We start from the raw sequence: 15,822 nt of genomic DNA, 5'->3' as shown, positions 1-15,822 counted from the left end.
TACTACAACCAAGCCTTGCCCCTTTCCCGAGCCGTAGGGGATAGACAGGGAGAAGCCACGACTCTCACTGGCATTGGCGCTGTCTACTCCGACCTAGGAGAAAAACAGCAGGCATTGGACTACTACAACCAAGCCTTGCCTATCTTTCAAGCCATAGGAGATAGAGAGGGAGAAGCCCAAACTCTCACTGCCATTGGTTCTGTCTACTCCAACCTAGGAGAAAAGCAGCAAGCATTGGAGTACTACAACCAAGCCTTGCCTATCTTTCAAGCCATAGGAGATAGAGAGGGAGAAGCCCAAACTCTCACTGCCATTGGTTCTGTCTACTCCAACCTAGGAGAAAAACAACAAGCATTGGACTACTTCAACCAAGCCTTGCCTATCTTTCAATCCGTCGGGGATAGAGGGGGAGAAGCCGCGACCCTCACTGGCATTAGCGGTGTATACAACACCCTAGGAGAAAAACAGCAGGCATTGGACTACCTCTACCAAGCCTTGCCCCTCTTTCAAGCCGTAGGGAGTAGAGGGAGAGAAGCCGCAACTCTCAACAACATTGGCTCTGTCTACTCCGACCTAGGAGAAAAGCAGCAAGCATTGGACTACTTCAACCAAGCCTTGCCCCTCCTCCGAGCCGTCGGGGATAGAGGGGGAGAAGGCGCGACCCTCAACAACATTGGGTATCTCTACGACACCCTAGGAAAAAAGCAGCAGGCATTGGACTACTACAACCAAGCCTTGCCCCTCTCCCGAGCTGTAGAGAATAGAAGCATGGAAGCCACTACCCTTAACAACATTGGCGCTGTCTACTCCGACCTAGGAGAACAACAGCAAGCATTGGACTACTACAACCAAGCCTTGCCCCTCTCCCGAGCTGTAGAGAATAGAAGCATGGAAGCCACTACCCTTTCCAACCTTGCCTCCTTAGAACGCGACCGAGGCAATTTCGAGAAGGCTGTCTCTCAAATCCAAGCTTCGATTGAAATTGTCGAAGACCTCCGCAGTAAAATTGGCTCTCAAGAACTTCGCACTTCCTACTTCGCTACGGTTCAAGGTTTTTACAAGTTATACATCGACCTGTTGATGCAGTTGCATCGACAAAATCCCAATCAAGGTTACGACGCTCAAGCCCTCCACATTAGCGAACGCGCTCGCGCTCGTAGTTTGCTCGAACTGCTCGCCGAAGCTAATGCCGATATTCGCTCTGGGGTTGACCCGGAACTGTTAGAACGAGAACGCAACTTACTCCAACAAATCAATGCCCTCGAACATCGTCGCCATCAACTGGCGAGCAGTCAATACAGCCAAAGCGAAATGGATGAAATCGAGGCACAATCTCAAGGGTTGCTCGCTCAACTCGACCGACTCGAAGCTCAAATTCGCATCAATAGCCCTCGCTATGCCGACCTCAAGTATCCCGAACCGTTAACTCTCTCAGAAATGCAGCAACAAGTCCTCGATGAGGAGACTGTGCTTTTACAGTATTCCCTCGGCGAAGAACGCAGTTATGTTTGGGCAGTTACGAAAGATAGCATGACCAGCTACGAGTTACCTTCAGCAATTTTCATTCATGCCCTGGCTCGACAGTTTTACGAGCAATTACAATCTCCTTCCGCACCGAGTCGGGAACTGGCGTTGCAGTTGAGTCAACTGGTGTTGGGTCCGGTGGCGGCTCAATTGGGGAATAAGCGCTTATTGGTGGTGGGAGATGGGGCGTTGCAGTACGTTCCGTTTGCGGCATTACCCGTTCCCAATGCGCCAGAAACTAACGATAATCTTTTAGGTTATACGCCGTTGCTGGTGCAACACGAGATTGTGACCCTGTCTTCGGCTTCGACGGTGGCGATTTCGCGGCGCACTTTGGGGAATCGTTCTCCAGGCAATAAGATGCTGGCGGTTTTAGCGGACCCGGTGTTTGAGGAAAATGACCCCCGTTTTAAGGAAGTGACGGCGCACCATCACGGGGCGGATGGTCTTCAAGATCGCAGTTTGGAACGTTCTTTGCTCGGTATTGGCGAGGGGACGAGTCTCAGTCGCTTGCCTTATACTCGCGAGGAGGCGGAGGCGATTTTGGCGTTGGTTCCGGAGGGTCAAGGCTTGCAGGCGTTGGATTTTGAGGCGGAACGGGAGTTAATGAGCCGTGCGGATTTGGCGGATTACCAAATCGTGCATTTGGCGACTCACGGTTTGCTCAATGAGGAGAGTCCGGAGTTGTCGGGGCTGGTTTTGTCGTTGTTTGAGGAGTCGGGGGAGCCGGAAAATGGCTTTTTGCGCCTCCACGATATTTTTAATTTGAATTTACCTGCGGAGTTGGTGGTGTTGAGTGCGTGTGAGACGGGTTTGGGAGAAGAGGTTGGGGGTGAGGGTTTGGTGGGGTTGACCCGGGGCTTTATGTATGCGGGGGCGAGACGGGTGGTGGTGAGTTTGTGGAAGGTTAATGATGTGGCGACTTCTCGCTTGATGGCGAAGTTTTATCAAAAGATGTTAGAGGAGCAGCTCAATCCGGTGGTGGCGTTGAGGGCGGCGCAGTTGGAGATGTTGCAATCTCCAACTTGGCATTCTCCCTATTTTTGGGCGGCGTTTACGGTGCAGGGGGATTGGCGGTAATTTTTTTCCGTTTACTGTGTTTCCGTAATTAATCGGTTGTAGGGACACGGCATTGCCATGTCCCTACTTGGGTTACCCATCATTCCGGAGAGGATTATACAAAATGCATGAGACTTGAGGGAGGTTGTGTATAGATCCTATGGTCTCGATCGCGATTTATCGCAACCTCGAATCGCTGGGTAAAAAGCGGATGGGACTGCCCGCGATCGCCTCCCGGATTCGATCTTGTAACTCTTCTGGCAAGTCTGTTTCACTCGCGAGCAACAAGCGGATAATCCGAAAGGTCAGCGTATCCGTGGAAAAATAACCGCCGTGAAGGTCGAATTTCGGCAGTTTCGATCCCAACGACAGGGGTAAAGAACGCAACACGAACAGGGTCATATTGCCTACGTCGATCGCCGGACCGGACCAGTGGGTCAGTGGGGCCCGAATGCCATTGACCGCCTCCATTTCCGAACAATCGAGATAGTTAAAACGGCGGAATAAATCGTAAGCACTCGTCGGAATCACCGCTTCTTGCCATTCAAACATGTTGCGGATTTTCGGGACGTACCGACTATTGGGATCCTCCGGGTTTTGCCGTTGTAGAAACACATTACCCAGGCGATAGCCGGACATTTCGATACTCGGTTCGATAAACCAATTGCCCAAAGTCGGCATGTAGCGCAACACCGCATCGCGATCGCTCGACATCAGATAAATCTGACGACAACGGCGCATTGCCGAACGCACGTAGTTATTGCGACCTTCGCGCAGAAACTCCAAGGGAATATCCGGCGAAGCTAACACTAACTTATCTAAAAGTAGATATTGCCCGATATAAGACGCTTCCAAATCGTCTCGGTCCAACTGCGCGCCGATCTCGACGTCGAGATCGTCCTTCCCGAAGCGATCGGAGAGAATTCGCAGGGTATTGACCAACAAACAGGCGCCCATGCTATGTCCGATCGCGTTGACCCGGATCGAAGGCAAGCGGTTGGGACTCCCCTCCCCTTCGACTTCCATTTGGGCGATCGCCGCATCCAACCGCCAAAAAAATTCGGCCAAATCCGGCGCCCCGTAGTGAATCGCCCGGTATAAATCGCGCTGGTACACCAAAATGCGAAAACCGTGCATCATCACGATCCAGAACAAAAACAAGGTCGGGACGATCCAATACCAAGTCGCCGCCACCTTAGCGGTTTCGCCAAACTTCAGCCATTCCCACAATTGCGCGATTCCCGGAATCGCGTGACCCACGGAGAGAATGGGTAAAGCAAACCCTTTAAGCAGGATCCAGATGAGAGTGCCGAGAATTCCGGCAAACCCGCCCAAAACAAAGGTAAATTTCCATAAAATCCCCCGGTGTTGGCTGAAATCAGTCCACAATCCCGCACTGGTAATCGGTTGTTCGCTCGGCCAATGGTAGCCGATATAAAATTGATTGGGGTTTAAGGCGCGATCGCTTCGCGAGCGATCGCGCGTATCGCCCGAGATCCCATCGTCGGCGGTGAGGGCATCCGCTTCCTGAGAGAATAAGGGATAAAAGATCTTCGGTGGGGTGGCGTAACCGTGGGTCCGTAACGTCAGTTGTTCGCACCCGCGTTCGGCGACGATCGCCCCGAGTTCGTCTACGTTGAACAGGGGGCGAAACCGTCCGGGATCGGGTAACTCGCGATCGGCGTCGAGGGAAGGGGTGGCGGTACTGGTGACGAGAAAAACATTAGGGTGGGTGCGGTCTTGAAACACCTCAAAGTTGCGACCGATACTTTGAGTAAATTTGTGGTTGTCCCAAGCAAACAACGCGCGGGTGATGTAGGCTTCGTCCACTTGGCGATCGAAGAAAGAATAGACGGTGCGATCGGGACATAAATCGTGCAGCTTTTCTAAAACTTTGGCGGTCGAAGATAAGGCGAGATAGGGAAATTTAGCCTCAAATTCCCCGCTAGGATTGTGGTAGTTCGGCGGTGGCGGATAGGTCAGTTGAACGATCCGCGCTTTAATCCAGGCATCGGAAAAAGGGGCTGTATTTTTAATAATCGATTCCAACCACCGGGAATCATTGTCAACCGATTCCGCTTTCCATTCTTGGGGTAAGGGTGGAGGGATTATCTGGGTATTCATAGGCGTTTTGAGATCCTGTAGAGAGGAAGCGATCGCCACCGACGAGGGCGACGATCTCGAACTCCTTTAATTTTTCTGTTGTAACATCTTCGCCCCACAGGATCGGGAAGGGCGATCGCCTCTGTCGCCGTTAATTTTTGGAAATACCTGCAATTTATACTTAAAATGGAGCGCCGCGATCGATCGGCGCGATCGCATCAAGGGAAGACCACCCGCCGAACAAAACGGCGGGAGACTCGGGGAAGCTCACCGAGAGGGCGACTTACTCAAACAACCAAGTTTTCACCCGTTGCAAACTCTTCCAATCCGGTTTGCGCGTCAAGCCCTCCTCGACATTTTCTTTAACTTCGTCGCGCAATTCGTCCGCCGCCATCATCAACTGTTGCGCCATTTCGATGTGGTCGCGGACCCCTTTTTTGCCACTATCGAGCATGGCGAGGGCGAGATTGATCCGAGCTTGAGGATCTTGAGGGTTGAGTTTAACCGCCTTCTGAGCGACTTTGGTCGCCGATTTCGGGCGGTCTTTCAACAGATAGAGCCAAGCGAGGGAAGCCAACGCCGGACTGTTTTTGGGGGCGCGATCGCAAATCTCCTCAAACAGGGGGATGAGGGTGTCCGGAGATTCCCCGGCTTTGTAGCGTTCGACGCCTTGATTGAACAATTCTTCTGGGGTTGATGTCATAAGCATTCGAGCCATTAGAGGCGATGGTTAAACTGCGAACTCGGCAAACTCCGTCCCTCCAGCCGAGGGGATCGGCTGAAAACGAAGGTTCGCCGATCTTGAAGTTTACCGCCTCTAATGGCACGGCAACACCAAAAGCGAGAAGCCACGCGATCGCGCGGCTTCCGCTTCGCCCAGAGAAGGGGTTACCCTCAAGCCGAGAAAGACTTACCGCAACCGCAAGTCTGGGTGGCGTTGGGGTTGGTAAACTGAAATCCGCCGCCAATCAGGGCATCGCTGTAATCGAGAGCCATCCCGTAAACGTACAGCAAACTTTTGCGATCGCACAGGACCTTAAAGCCGTCGTAGTCGAAGATTTCGTCATTTTCGCGGGCATTGGCGATATCGTCAAAATCCATGGTATATGACATCCCGGAACAGCCGCCCTGACGGACGCCGACCCGCAAGCAGAGATTTTTTCCTTGTTTTTCTTGTAAAGCGAGGATTTGTTTGAGGGCGGCATCCGTTAAAATAATTCCGCGTTTTTGGGATTCAGTCGCTTGCGTCATCTCGTTTTCTCCTGGTGGCAATTTGAAAACACGATTGATTGGAGTTTGAGTGGTTCCATTGTAACGAGTGTTGCCGATCGCTCGCGCGGCGATCGCCGCCCATTCCCCAGAAAAAACGGATCCCTCCCCCCAAAAGCGTCGCTGAATCCATTGGTGTGAGACAATGAGATAGAGTGTTTCAAGTCGTTTGTCAAATCAATCGCCGTTTCGATTTAGCGCTTTCCCCCCTTGCTGACCTCCACTCAATTGGCATAGCCTATGACCGCTTTGAATCGCTCCACTCGTCGCCGTTTGCAAAAACTCCCGCAGATTCCGAGTGTGTGGGAAGGCGATCGCCGTACCTTGACCCACCCCTTACCCATCGGTTCGGACAGTCAAATCGATTTAGAACCGGAATCGGGAGGCGATTGTATTTTGTGGGTGGACGGATCCCAGGGAATCGTCCGCGCGATGGATGTCGTCACCCCAGAAACGGGACATCAGGCGATCGTGCGAACCTTACTGCGCGCGATCGAACATCCCCACAGTCCGGCCCACCCGGCCCGACCGCAGAAAATTGTCGTCAAAGACCGAGAAATCCAATTTTTCTTGCGTGGCGTCCTGCAAGACCTGGATATCGCCATCGAATACGTTCCCGATTTGCCCTTAATCGACGAAATTTTCCAGGGCTTTCAAGAGGCGATCGAAACCAAACCGCCCAATTTACCGCCCCAATACGCCGACGCGCTGCTAGACAAAGCCCGCGATCTGTGGGACTTGGCCCCGTGGGAATTACTCGGCGACCATCAGATCCTGGCGATCGAACTGGGCGCGTGGGACCTCGACACCCTTTATGCTTGCACCATGGGGATGCTCGGACTCGACTACGGCATTCTCTTTTATCGTTCCCTCGAATCCCTACAACGGTTCCGCCAGCGCGCGATCGAACACGAATCGACCGAATTACTCGAAGAAGCCTTTCTCTCTCAAGATTGCCTGTTCGTCACCTTCGAGACCGACGACGACGAAAACGAACGCTTCGACTTGGGCGACCTCGACGCCGACGAAATCGAGCCGCGCTTTGGTAATTTGCACCCCTTTGAAGGGATGCGATCGATTCTCTACGACGAAGAAGCCCTCGCCGTTCTCGTCGCCCTCGATGCCTTCGGTCGCTTTTTCCGCGAGTCCCGGGTTCAATTCGCCCGGGGACAGTTCCCCAGTCTCAGCGCTCAATATCAAATCCCCCTCCCGGAAGGCGCGCCGAGCCCAAATAATCCCTTACCCATTAAGGTCAGCACTTTACCCGAGATCGCAACCGACCTCTACCAAATGGTGGTGAGCGAAGACGAAGACGAAGAAGACGAAGACCAACCGATCTTACGCGACGATCTCGTTCCCAAAAACTCGTTTTTGAGTTTGGGCGTCATTCCCTGGGATACCCTGACTCTCCTGCGCGAAGGGGTCAACTACTACCAATCGGCGGCTGTAGAGTCGAAAGGGGAAGGATTGCCGATTATTTTGATTCAAACCTCGCGACCGAAAGCCAAAACCATGATCGAAACCCTGCAAAATTCCGGCGGGGTCAAAGGGATTGGCTTCAATCCCGGTGAAGATCCCCTCGAAGGCGATCTCTACGATTTGGGCATCCTCCAAACCGAAGACGATACCTTATATTTATTCGGCGAGTTCGAGCAAGACGACCCGACCCACATGAGTGCCCGCCAAAAATGGGATCGGCGCTGCAAGCAGACGAAGGGATATTGCGGTTTGGTGATTGCGATGGGGTTGACGGGTTCCTCGCGGGGCAATCCGCAACTCAAAGACATGATGGGATTGTTTGAAGTGCGATCGCTCTCCTCCAAAGAGTTGGGTTTGGGGACGTTGCAGTTAATTGCAACATCTTTATAAGCTTCGATCGAGGGCAATCGCCCGCTCGGCTCAATCCAGGCCGTTGCCAATTAAAATAAAAGACGCCCAGTGATAGGGATGGCTGTATTGGGGGTCGGCGAGTAAAGACAGTTGGGCTTGGCGTAACGCCTGCCCTTTGCCGACCCCGGGGGTTTGCAGTTGTTCGTAAAACGCATCCATCAACAATTGGGTGCCGCGATCGTCTACGGACCACAGGGAAGAAATCGTCGCTTCCGCCCCAGTTTGCTGCATTTGGTACCCGAAACCGAGAATTTCCTGTCCGTTGCCCAAAACACCGCCCACTCCCGTCTGACAGGCGCTCAAGACCACCAATTCCACGTTCGGTAACGACCACAAGGCGACATCGCGCAGGGTGACACGATCGCCGTTCCCGAATAAAATAAATGACTCTTCCGGTTCTCCGGTGACGAACGCCGCATGAGTCGCCAAATGTAAAATTGTATAATCTTCGGCCCGGGCGATCGTCGCTTCCGGACTGAAGCGATCGTTGAAGAGGGTCGTCGTCATGGGAATGGCCGAGGCGACATTGTCTACTTCCGCCCCGGCGAAGGGCAGGCCCGAAAAGATAAATTCGCGATCGCCCACCCAAATCCGATAAGTTCCTTCGCTAAACGCCCCTGCCAAGACCCGATGGGGCGATCTCCCGCCCCCCTCCACCGCTTTCGGTTGCTCGAACTGCGTCAAGCCGATCGCCGTAATATTATCGATCTCAAAGCGTTCGATCGCCCAGCGATCGCCGTCGTAGAGCGCCCCCAGGGGAATGTAGCGCAACTGACCGTCCGGCGCGTAGAGGATCGTCTCCACTCCCCCTCGGGCTAACGCAGCTTCGATCGGTGCGAGCAGCCACTGGTACAACCGATACCCCGACTCTTGCACCCATTCGCGATGGCGCCGTCGTTTCGGATCCGTCAACAGCTTGCGAAACTCGACAATCTCCCCATTCAACTCCTCGCGGCTGACCGCCACCGTGCGATGCAAGGGGGGACCGTCGGGAGTCACCAACACCAACTCCAAACGGTCTTCTAAAACCAGGGGATATAAAATCGCCACCGGGCGATCGAGACCCTGCAAACGCCCTTGTAACTGTTGCAACGACGCCAACTTCAAACTGTCTTCCGGAGAAGACCGCCGCAATTGCCGTTCGATTTCCACCACGTCGGGACGGTTGACAAAGGCTTGAAACTTATCCCCTAACTGTTGTTGCAACTGCCCTAACGTATCGAGGCGTTCCTGTTGGGTCGCCGTGCGCTCTTCCGGGGGAATGGCTTGCAAACGGCTCGACTCTTTCCCCAATTCCACAGCTTCCGTTTGCAAGCGGGTATATTCGGCGACGAGTTGTTCTTCCTGGGGCAACAGTTGCAAGCGTCTGGGGTCGAGATCGGAGCCGCGCACGCTTCTCAAATAGCTGTCAATTTCTTGAATTTTGAGTAAGTCCAAGACTTCTTGAGCTTCGACAACGCGATCGCTTTGTAATAATAATTCGGACAGTTGTTTGTAGGTATCTTCTACTTTTCCCGTATAGATTTCTTTGAGTTCGAGGGGTAAGGGTGGAAACCCTTCGGCAGTTTCTCTAAACGTTTGGCGGAGATCTTCGGTCAGATTAATCGCTTTTTTATAGAAAATAATGGCTAATTCCGTTTTATTTTGACGGTCGAGTACCCGGGCAATATTGCCGAGGGCGATGCTTTCTCCGGCGAGATCGCCGAGCCGTTGAAAAGTGGCGAGGGATTGTTGGAGAAAATCGAGGGATTGAAGGTAGTCTCCCGCACTAAAGTAGAGTTTGCCGATTTGATTTTGGACGCGGGCGATCGCGTGCAGGTCGCCGAGTCGTTGAAAGAGCTTGAGAGCTTCTTGGAACGATTCCAACGCGCGATCGTACTGTTTGAATTCCACATAAAGGTCCCCGAGACGGTCGAGGGTTTGGGCGACTTCGGACCAATCGCCGATCGCGCGAGCTCTTTCGAGGGTCCGTCGGTAGGTGTTGAGGGCGGGGGAGAGCCGATTTAAAACATCGTCGATGCTGCCGAGATTGGCGAGTTGAGGGGCGATCGCCTCCGGGGACGGGCGATCGCCGCGCACCTGCAAAATCGGTTGAAACGTCGTCGGCGCCGCCTCGAACTCGCCGCGATCGAAGGGTGCGAGTCCGCTTTGAAAGAGGCGATCGCCCCTCGCACCGTGGACGGAAGCGCTGGCGCGAGGGGCGATCGCCCCCAGCACAAGTGCCAGGGAACAGAGCAACAGATAACGGTTCGGTCCCGAAGGGAAACGGCGATCGGACATAGTGGGGAAAATCTGGGAGTGCAAGGGCGATAGAGGGCGTGAGGGCGATCGCGCCAGCGACCCTCGGAAGCGACGCCAGTCCCCCTCGTCCTCAAGGGATAACGACTTATGAGAGACTAATAAAGCGCTCTCGGCCCGAAGCCGCATCTCGTTTCGAGCCGTTCGTCCTCAGTTTACTGAAAGCAACCGCCGATGGAGTCCAATACTGCTCGAATTTTAGACGGAAAAGCCCTCGCTCAGAAAATCCAGCAAGAGCTGCGATCGCGCATCGAACAACTGACGCAAACCGCCGACCGTCCCCCCGGATTGGCCGTGCTGATGGTGGGCGACAACCCCGCCAGTGCCGCTTACGTGCGTAACAAAGAACGGGCGTGCCAGAAACTCGGCATGGCTTCATTCGGGCGTCATTTTACTGCCGATACCCCTCAAGAGGAACTGCACCGGGCGATCGACGAACTCAATCGCGACGATCGCGTAGACGGCATTTTAGTGCAGCTACCCCTTCCCGAAGGTCTCGATCCCGTCCCCCTGATTTATCAAATCGATCCCGACAAAGACGCCGACGGCTTGCATCCGGTCAACCTCGGGCGCTTGCTGCGCGACGAACCCGGTTTGCGCAGTTGCACCCCCGCCGGAGTGATGCGCCTATTAGAAGAATATCAAATCGATATCCGTGGCAAACATGCCGTGGTTATCGGGCGCAGCATCTTAGTCGGCAAGCCAATTTCCTTGATGTTGTTAGCCCGAGATGCCACGGTGACGATGGCACACTCGCGCACGCCGGACTTAACCGCATTGACCCGCGAAGCCGATATTTTAATTGTCGCCGTCGGTCGTCCGGAATTGATCGACGAGTCTGCCGTCAAACCCGGGGCCGCAGTCATCGATGTCGGGATTAACCGCGTGACCGACTATTTCGGTAAATCTCGCCTGACCGGAGACGTGCTGTTCGATTCGGTGAAAAACGTTGCCGGGTACGTCACCCCGGTGCCCGGAGGCGTCGGACCGATGACGGTGACGATGTTGATGTACAACACCGTGCTGAGTTACTGCCGCACCCTGGGGGTAGAACTCTAGGCGATCCTCGCCTCGGATGAAAACGAAAACGGCGTTGTTGAATTCACCGATCGCGCTGAAGCGAGGTAGGGGCGATCTCGGCGAAAAATTTTTCGCCCCTCCTCGTAAAATAGGAAGACACACTCACGCCACCTTTCCCGGGGGTTCGATTCCGAATTCGACGCAAGAGCAAGACACAATCGGGTTAGATTTTTAAAGGGGTTCGCAGCCGAGCGCGTTCGCTGTTCGCGATCGGTTGACTTTCCCTCCAGCGCCCACAACAGTGGTGCAGCAGGTTCATCACAAGCAAAACGGAGCAGCAAGGGATGGTCTTGACCAACGAAACCGATTTCCCCTCTGAGGAATATCAATTTGACCTTTCAACCTATCTCGCCGATCGCAAAGCACGGGTTGACGCCGCTTTAGAAGCCTCTTTACCCGTGACCTATCCGGAAAAAATTTACGAGGCGATGCGCTATTCCCTGCTGGCAGGTGGCAAGCGTCTGCGTCCGATTTTAGGGCTAGCGACCTGCGAGTTGGCCGGAGGAACGGTAGAAATGGCCATGCCGACGGCGTGCGCCCTGGAAATGATTCATACGATGTCGTTGATTCACGACGACTTGCCCTCCATGGATAACGACGATTACCGACGGGGCAAACTGACCAATCACAAGGTGTATGGGGAAGATATTGCCATTCTCGCCGGAGATGGTTTGTTGGCCTATGCGTTTGAATATGTGGCGGCACAGACCCGAGGGGTGAGCGCCGATCGCGTCGTCAAGGCGATCGCCCATCTCGCCCGCGCCGTCGGGGCTGCCGGACTCGTCGGCGGCCAGGTGGTAGACCTCGACTCCGAAGGCAAACCCGATATCGACGTCGAAACCCTCACTTTCATTCACACCCATAAAACCGGAGCCTTATTAGAAGCCTGCGTCGTCTGCGGCGCCGTACTCGCCGGAGCCTCCGACACCGACCTCGAACGGCTTTCCCGTTACGCGCGCAACATCGGCTTGGCGTTTCAGATTATCGACGACATTCTCGACATCACCCAAACTCAGGAACAGCTCGGCAAAACTGCCGGAAAAGATTTGCAAGCGCAAAAAGCGACTTATCCGAGCATTTGGGGCTTGGAAGAATCCCAGAAACAAGCCCAAAAGCTGGTTCGAGAAGCTAAAGCCGAACTGGAGCCATTTGGCTCGGCTGCCCTTCCCCTGATCGCGATCGCGGATTTTATCACTACCCGCAGTCATTAATAAGGTGTGACCCATGCAGGAGTTCGGCAATATCATTGACAACCGCGTGCTGCTGGTTGCGACTCTCGCCTGTATCATCGCTCAAGCTATTAAACTGGCGATCCACTCGATCCGCTACCGCAAGCTCAATTTTCGAGTCTTGGTCGAAACAGGCGGAATGCCTAGCGCTCATTCGGCGTTAGTGACCGCTTTAGCTGCAGGGATCGGCCAAACCGTGGGTTGGAACAGCACCGAGTTTGCCCTGGCAACTATTTTTGCGGTGATTGTCATGTACGATGCTGCGGGAGTTCGTCAGGCGGCAGGCAAACAAGCGCGCATTCTCAATCAGATCGTCGAGGAGATCTTTGAGGAACACCAAGATTTTAACGAAGCTCGCTTGAAGGAGTTGCTCGGACATACCCCTTTCCAGGTGATCGTCGGCGCGATTTTAGGCGTGCTGATCTCTTGGGTTGCCGCATTGACCTATTGAGGGACACCATTTCGCCGTTCGAGGTTCGCCGTTCGACCCGACCGACAAGGCGAACCCCGAACCTGGAATGGCCCGAGCTGCGATCGCGCCACAGTCAATGGCAACCTCAATTGAGGGTGAGTGCGCCGCGCAGTAAGAACACGTTGCGACTGTCTACGACTAAGACGAAGAAGCCGCGATCGCCCAACTGTTTTAAAATGCGATTGGCTTCCCCTTCTTCTTCCGTCCACATTGCCAGCAGATAGGGCTTTTGGTTGTAAGACACCAAACCGATATCCCGATTTAAAATCTGGTTGAGTTGCACCGCCACTTGCGGGTTATTGAAATAATCCACTAATACCGCATATCCTTCGCTCAGGGGTCTGGGATCGAAACGCCCCGGAGACGACACCGACGGCGTCACGGGATTGCCCCCGGAGGTGCGCGGCGGCGGACTGGCGACGAAGGTAGACAGTCCCGAGTTTTCACCGAGATATTGCGCCCACTGGTTCGCCAGTTCGACGGTTTCAAAACCGCCAATGCGGGTGACGATATCGTTTAAATAGTTGCAAACCGTGCTGTTCATTTGCGGGTTTAACAACGCCCTGACGCGATTTTGAGTCCCTTCGTCCTCGGTGACGACTAAAACGAGATATTCGTCGTTTAAGGGGGGCTGACAGGTCGGATAAGACTGCGATCGCGCCTTCGAGACCACCCCCACCCCTCCCAGAAGTGAAAGGAGGAGCGTCCATCGGGCGATCGCCCCCCACGGACGAAGCCATTGCGGTTGTCTCTCCATCCCTGTTACGAGCCCAAACATGGCAAAAATTTATCGAGAGTTTTGAACTGTTGAGAAACCTTGAAGAACGTTCGAGGAAGGGTAGAGACGTTCGATCCGACGCCTCTACTTCAAAACGCCGCTTTATCGATCCTTTTCCCCCTCGACGATCGCCAGCGAGCGCTCGCTTATTGCCAATCGTTGCCCAGAAATTTGACGGCGGCGATCGTCCTCATGCTTGGGACATTTCCAGAGACTTTAACGGATCGGGAATCGAATCGGAAGGCGCTTCAAATTCTCCGGTCACTACATACTCCAGCCGTAATTTCAACCAGGTAATAAATTGGGGGTTCGTCGAGACGATCGCCGCCGCAGGCTGAGGACATTTGGCTTTAATCTGCGCCATTTCCGGGGCTTCGAGAAAAGCAGGCTGTTTGACGACCCAAAAATCAATTTCTTTTTCTTTTTCTCGATAATCCCGCATCCGTTCTTTTAAAACTTCCTCTAACGGTTCTTCCTCTAAGAGAAATTTTTGGCTAGCCAGTACGTAAGAATAAGTCGTCATTGCAATTACTCGATCGAAGGTCCAAGCAAAAATCGTACTACATTTTGATTTTAGATTTTTGATAGGGGAAGGGGAAAGCGGCAAAACTAAGCAACGGGGAGTCGGTGGGGAGAGTTCCGATTCTTCCACCATTTCCGATTCCCTCACTCGCGCGATCGAAAATCTAAAATCAAACCATCTAAAATCCCCCTACAACTCCCCTCTCATGGCCAATTTCATCTCTCTGACCGCCCGTTCCAAGCCGACGAGGGAAGCGCGGGAAATAATCGTGTGACCGATATTGAGTTCTTCCATCCCCTCAATACAGGCGACGGGGTAAACATTCCAATAGGTCAACCCGTGACCTGCATTGACGCGCAATCCGGCGGCGATCGCCTCCCGAGTGCCTTTCGTTAAAATCGCCAGTTCTCGTTCCCGTTCCGCCTCTGTTTTCGCTTCCGCATAAGATCCCGTATGCAGTTCGATAAATTGAGCCCCGACCGCCGCCGAAGCTTCGATTTGCGGTGTTTCGGCATCGATAAACAGACTCACGGGAATCCCCGCCGATTGTAACGTGGCGACGACCTTCGCGAGGCGATCGCGTCCCCCGACGATATCGAGTCCGCCTTCCGTAGTCACTTCCTCCCGTTTTTCGGGAACCAAGGTGATGTAGTCCGGTTTAATCTCTAAAGCGATTTCCACCATTTCATCGGTCGCCGCCATTTCGAGATTGAGGTGCGATCGCACGGTTTGGCGCAACAGACGCACGTCTCGGTCTTGAATGTGGCGGCGGTCTTCGCGCAGGTGAACCGTAATCCCGTCAGCCCCGGCGAGTTCGGCTAAGACAGCCGCCGCAACCGGATCCGGTTCTACGGTCCGCCGTGCTTGACGAATAGTGGCGATGTGGTCGATGTTGACCCCGAGTGTAGGCAATGCCAGAATCTCCCGTTGTTCTAAACAGTTCAGGAGTTTATTTTATCGTCGCTTTAGATCTTTCGACTCGTCCCCGTCCCGATCCCTCGTGCGGGAATTGTAGCAGCGATTCCCCACTGCCGATTCCCCCCGGTCTCTTATCCTTGGTCGAGGTTGGGTAAGGGGATAATCCGTAAAAATTTGACCAACTCCCCCATCACTTCGATCGCAATTAAATATTCATCTAACTCCAACCAATAGTAAATCGGACTCGATCCGAGCTGGTGCAGGTTGGGCAGATCGCCGAGGCGATCGAACTGCAAAAATTTAATGAAGACAAAATCGTAGACGCGATCGAACTCCGGTGACTCCAACGCATGGAGGTCGAGTAAGAACGCGCGACTGTAACGCAAATCCAGCAACACGGAAAATAGTAACTCCTTCTCGGGTACGGTGGTTCGCTCCGGTCAGAGCAATTGCAAAAATTGTAAGGCTTCATCCCGAGTCAGACTATCCCCGGGTTTGAGATTTTGTTGTGCTTCGAGGATCGCTCTAAACGCATATAAATCGTAATAAAGCGGTTCGAGAACGTTGCAGACTTGCTCTAAATCATCTTCGGGAATTTGTTCGATCTCGCGATCGATTTGAGTGATTAACTGCTGAATTTGAATTCTCAAGTCCAAATTTTTCAAGGTTCTACCTCATG

Annotated in this window: 14 protein-coding genes; 5 read left to right on the top strand and 9 right to left on the bottom strand. The window is 53.6% G+C overall.

What is annotated here, in order from left to right; translation table 11 throughout:
• On the top strand, positions 1-2,604 hold a 2,604-nt coding region (locus tag JJD41_RS10765), incomplete at its 5' end, for a CHAT domain-containing tetratricopeptide repeat protein (RefSeq protein ID WP_200665919.1).
• A gap of 156 nt (positions 2,605-2,760) precedes the next feature.
• On the opposite strand, the gene JJD41_RS10760 is transcribed toward JJD41_RS10765, so the two are convergent.
• The 3 genes from JJD41_RS10760 to JJD41_RS10750 all read right to left on the bottom strand — a co-directional run bounded on the left by JJD41_RS10760 (position 2,761) and on the right by JJD41_RS10750 (position 5,937).
• Positions 2,761-4,707 (bottom strand): alpha/beta hydrolase, encoded by a 1,947-nt coding sequence (locus JJD41_RS10760; RefSeq protein ID WP_200665918.1) that lies wholly within the window; start codon positions 4,705-4,707, stop codon positions 2,761-2,763.
• Positions 4,708-4,969: 262 nt separating this feature from the next.
• A complete protein-coding gene (locus JJD41_RS10755; RefSeq protein WP_200665917.1) occupies positions 4,970-5,389 on the bottom strand; it encodes a tetratricopeptide repeat protein in 420 nt (139 codons plus the stop codon).
• A gap of 191 nt (positions 5,390-5,580) precedes the next feature.
• Positions 5,581-5,937, bottom strand: a complete 357-nt coding sequence (locus tag JJD41_RS10750) for a HesB/IscA family protein (RefSeq protein ID WP_200665916.1) — start codon at positions 5,935-5,937, stop codon at positions 5,581-5,583.
• 258 nt (positions 5,938-6,195) lie between these two features.
• Between JJD41_RS10750 and JJD41_RS10745 the strand changes: the two genes are divergently transcribed.
• Entirely contained in the window at positions 6,196-7,824 is a 1,629-nt protein-coding gene (locus tag JJD41_RS10745) for a DUF6930 domain-containing protein (protein ID WP_200665915.1), read from the top strand.
• 30 nt (positions 7,825-7,854) lie between these two features.
• Here JJD41_RS10745 and JJD41_RS10740 read toward each other — a convergent pair whose 3' ends face one another.
• On the bottom strand, positions 7,855-10,125 hold the full coding sequence (locus tag JJD41_RS10740) for a CHAT domain-containing protein (protein WP_200665914.1): 2,271 nt from the start codon (positions 10,123-10,125) through the stop codon (positions 7,855-7,857).
• 192 nt (positions 10,126-10,317) lie between these two features.
• On the opposite strand from JJD41_RS10740, the gene folD reads away from it, so the two are divergent.
• The 3 genes from folD (at position 10,318) to JJD41_RS10725 (ending at position 12,903) form a co-directional block, all read left to right on the top strand.
• A complete protein-coding gene (gene folD, locus JJD41_RS10735) occupies positions 10,318-11,202 on the top strand; it encodes a bifunctional methylenetetrahydrofolate dehydrogenase/methenyltetrahydrofolate cyclohydrolase FolD (RefSeq protein ID WP_200665913.1) in 885 nt (294 codons plus the stop codon).
• 305 nt (positions 11,203-11,507) lie between these two features.
• Positions 11,508-12,434 (top strand): geranylgeranyl diphosphate synthase CrtE, encoded by a 927-nt coding sequence (gene crtE, locus JJD41_RS10730; protein WP_200665912.1) that lies wholly within the window; start codon positions 11,508-11,510, stop codon positions 12,432-12,434.
• Positions 12,435-12,447: 13 nt separating this feature from the next.
• A complete protein-coding gene (locus tag JJD41_RS10725; protein ID WP_168570379.1) occupies positions 12,448-12,903 on the top strand; it encodes a divergent PAP2 family protein in 456 nt (151 codons plus the stop codon).
• Positions 12,904-13,009: 106 nt separating this feature from the next.
• Here JJD41_RS10725 and JJD41_RS10720 read toward each other — a convergent pair whose 3' ends face one another.
• From JJD41_RS10720 to JJD41_RS10700, 5 genes are all read right to left on the bottom strand, one after another.
• The gene (locus JJD41_RS10720) at positions 13,010-13,702 is read right to left on the bottom strand and encodes a hypothetical protein (RefSeq protein WP_200665911.1); all 693 of its coding nucleotides are present in this window, start codon (positions 13,700-13,702) and stop codon (positions 13,010-13,012) included.
• A gap of 190 nt (positions 13,703-13,892) precedes the next feature.
• Entirely contained in the window at positions 13,893-14,225 is a 333-nt protein-coding gene (locus tag JJD41_RS10715) for an MgPME-cyclase complex family protein (protein WP_200665910.1), read from the bottom strand.
• Positions 14,226-14,414: 189 nt separating this feature from the next.
• Positions 14,415-15,137, bottom strand: a complete 723-nt coding sequence (locus JJD41_RS10710) for a pyridoxine 5'-phosphate synthase (protein WP_200665909.1) — start codon at positions 15,135-15,137, stop codon at positions 14,415-14,417.
• A gap of 137 nt (positions 15,138-15,274) precedes the next feature.
• A complete protein-coding gene (locus JJD41_RS10705; RefSeq protein ID WP_200665908.1) occupies positions 15,275-15,541 on the bottom strand; it encodes a cytotoxic translational repressor of toxin-antitoxin stability system in 267 nt (88 codons plus the stop codon).
• A 42-nt stretch (positions 15,542-15,583) separates the two neighbouring features.
• On the bottom strand, positions 15,584-15,793 hold the full coding sequence (locus JJD41_RS10700) for a hypothetical protein (RefSeq protein WP_234488582.1): 210 nt from the start codon (positions 15,791-15,793) through the stop codon (positions 15,584-15,586).
• Between the last annotated feature and the right edge of the window lie 29 nt (positions 15,794-15,822).

The organism is Oxynema mangrovii CENA135, from assembly GCF_016632315.1.
GTDB classification, from domain to species: Bacteria; Cyanobacteriota; Cyanobacteriia; order Cyanobacteriales; family Laspinemataceae; genus Oxynema; species Oxynema aestuarii.
This window is presented reverse-complemented; position numbering and strand designations above follow the sequence as displayed.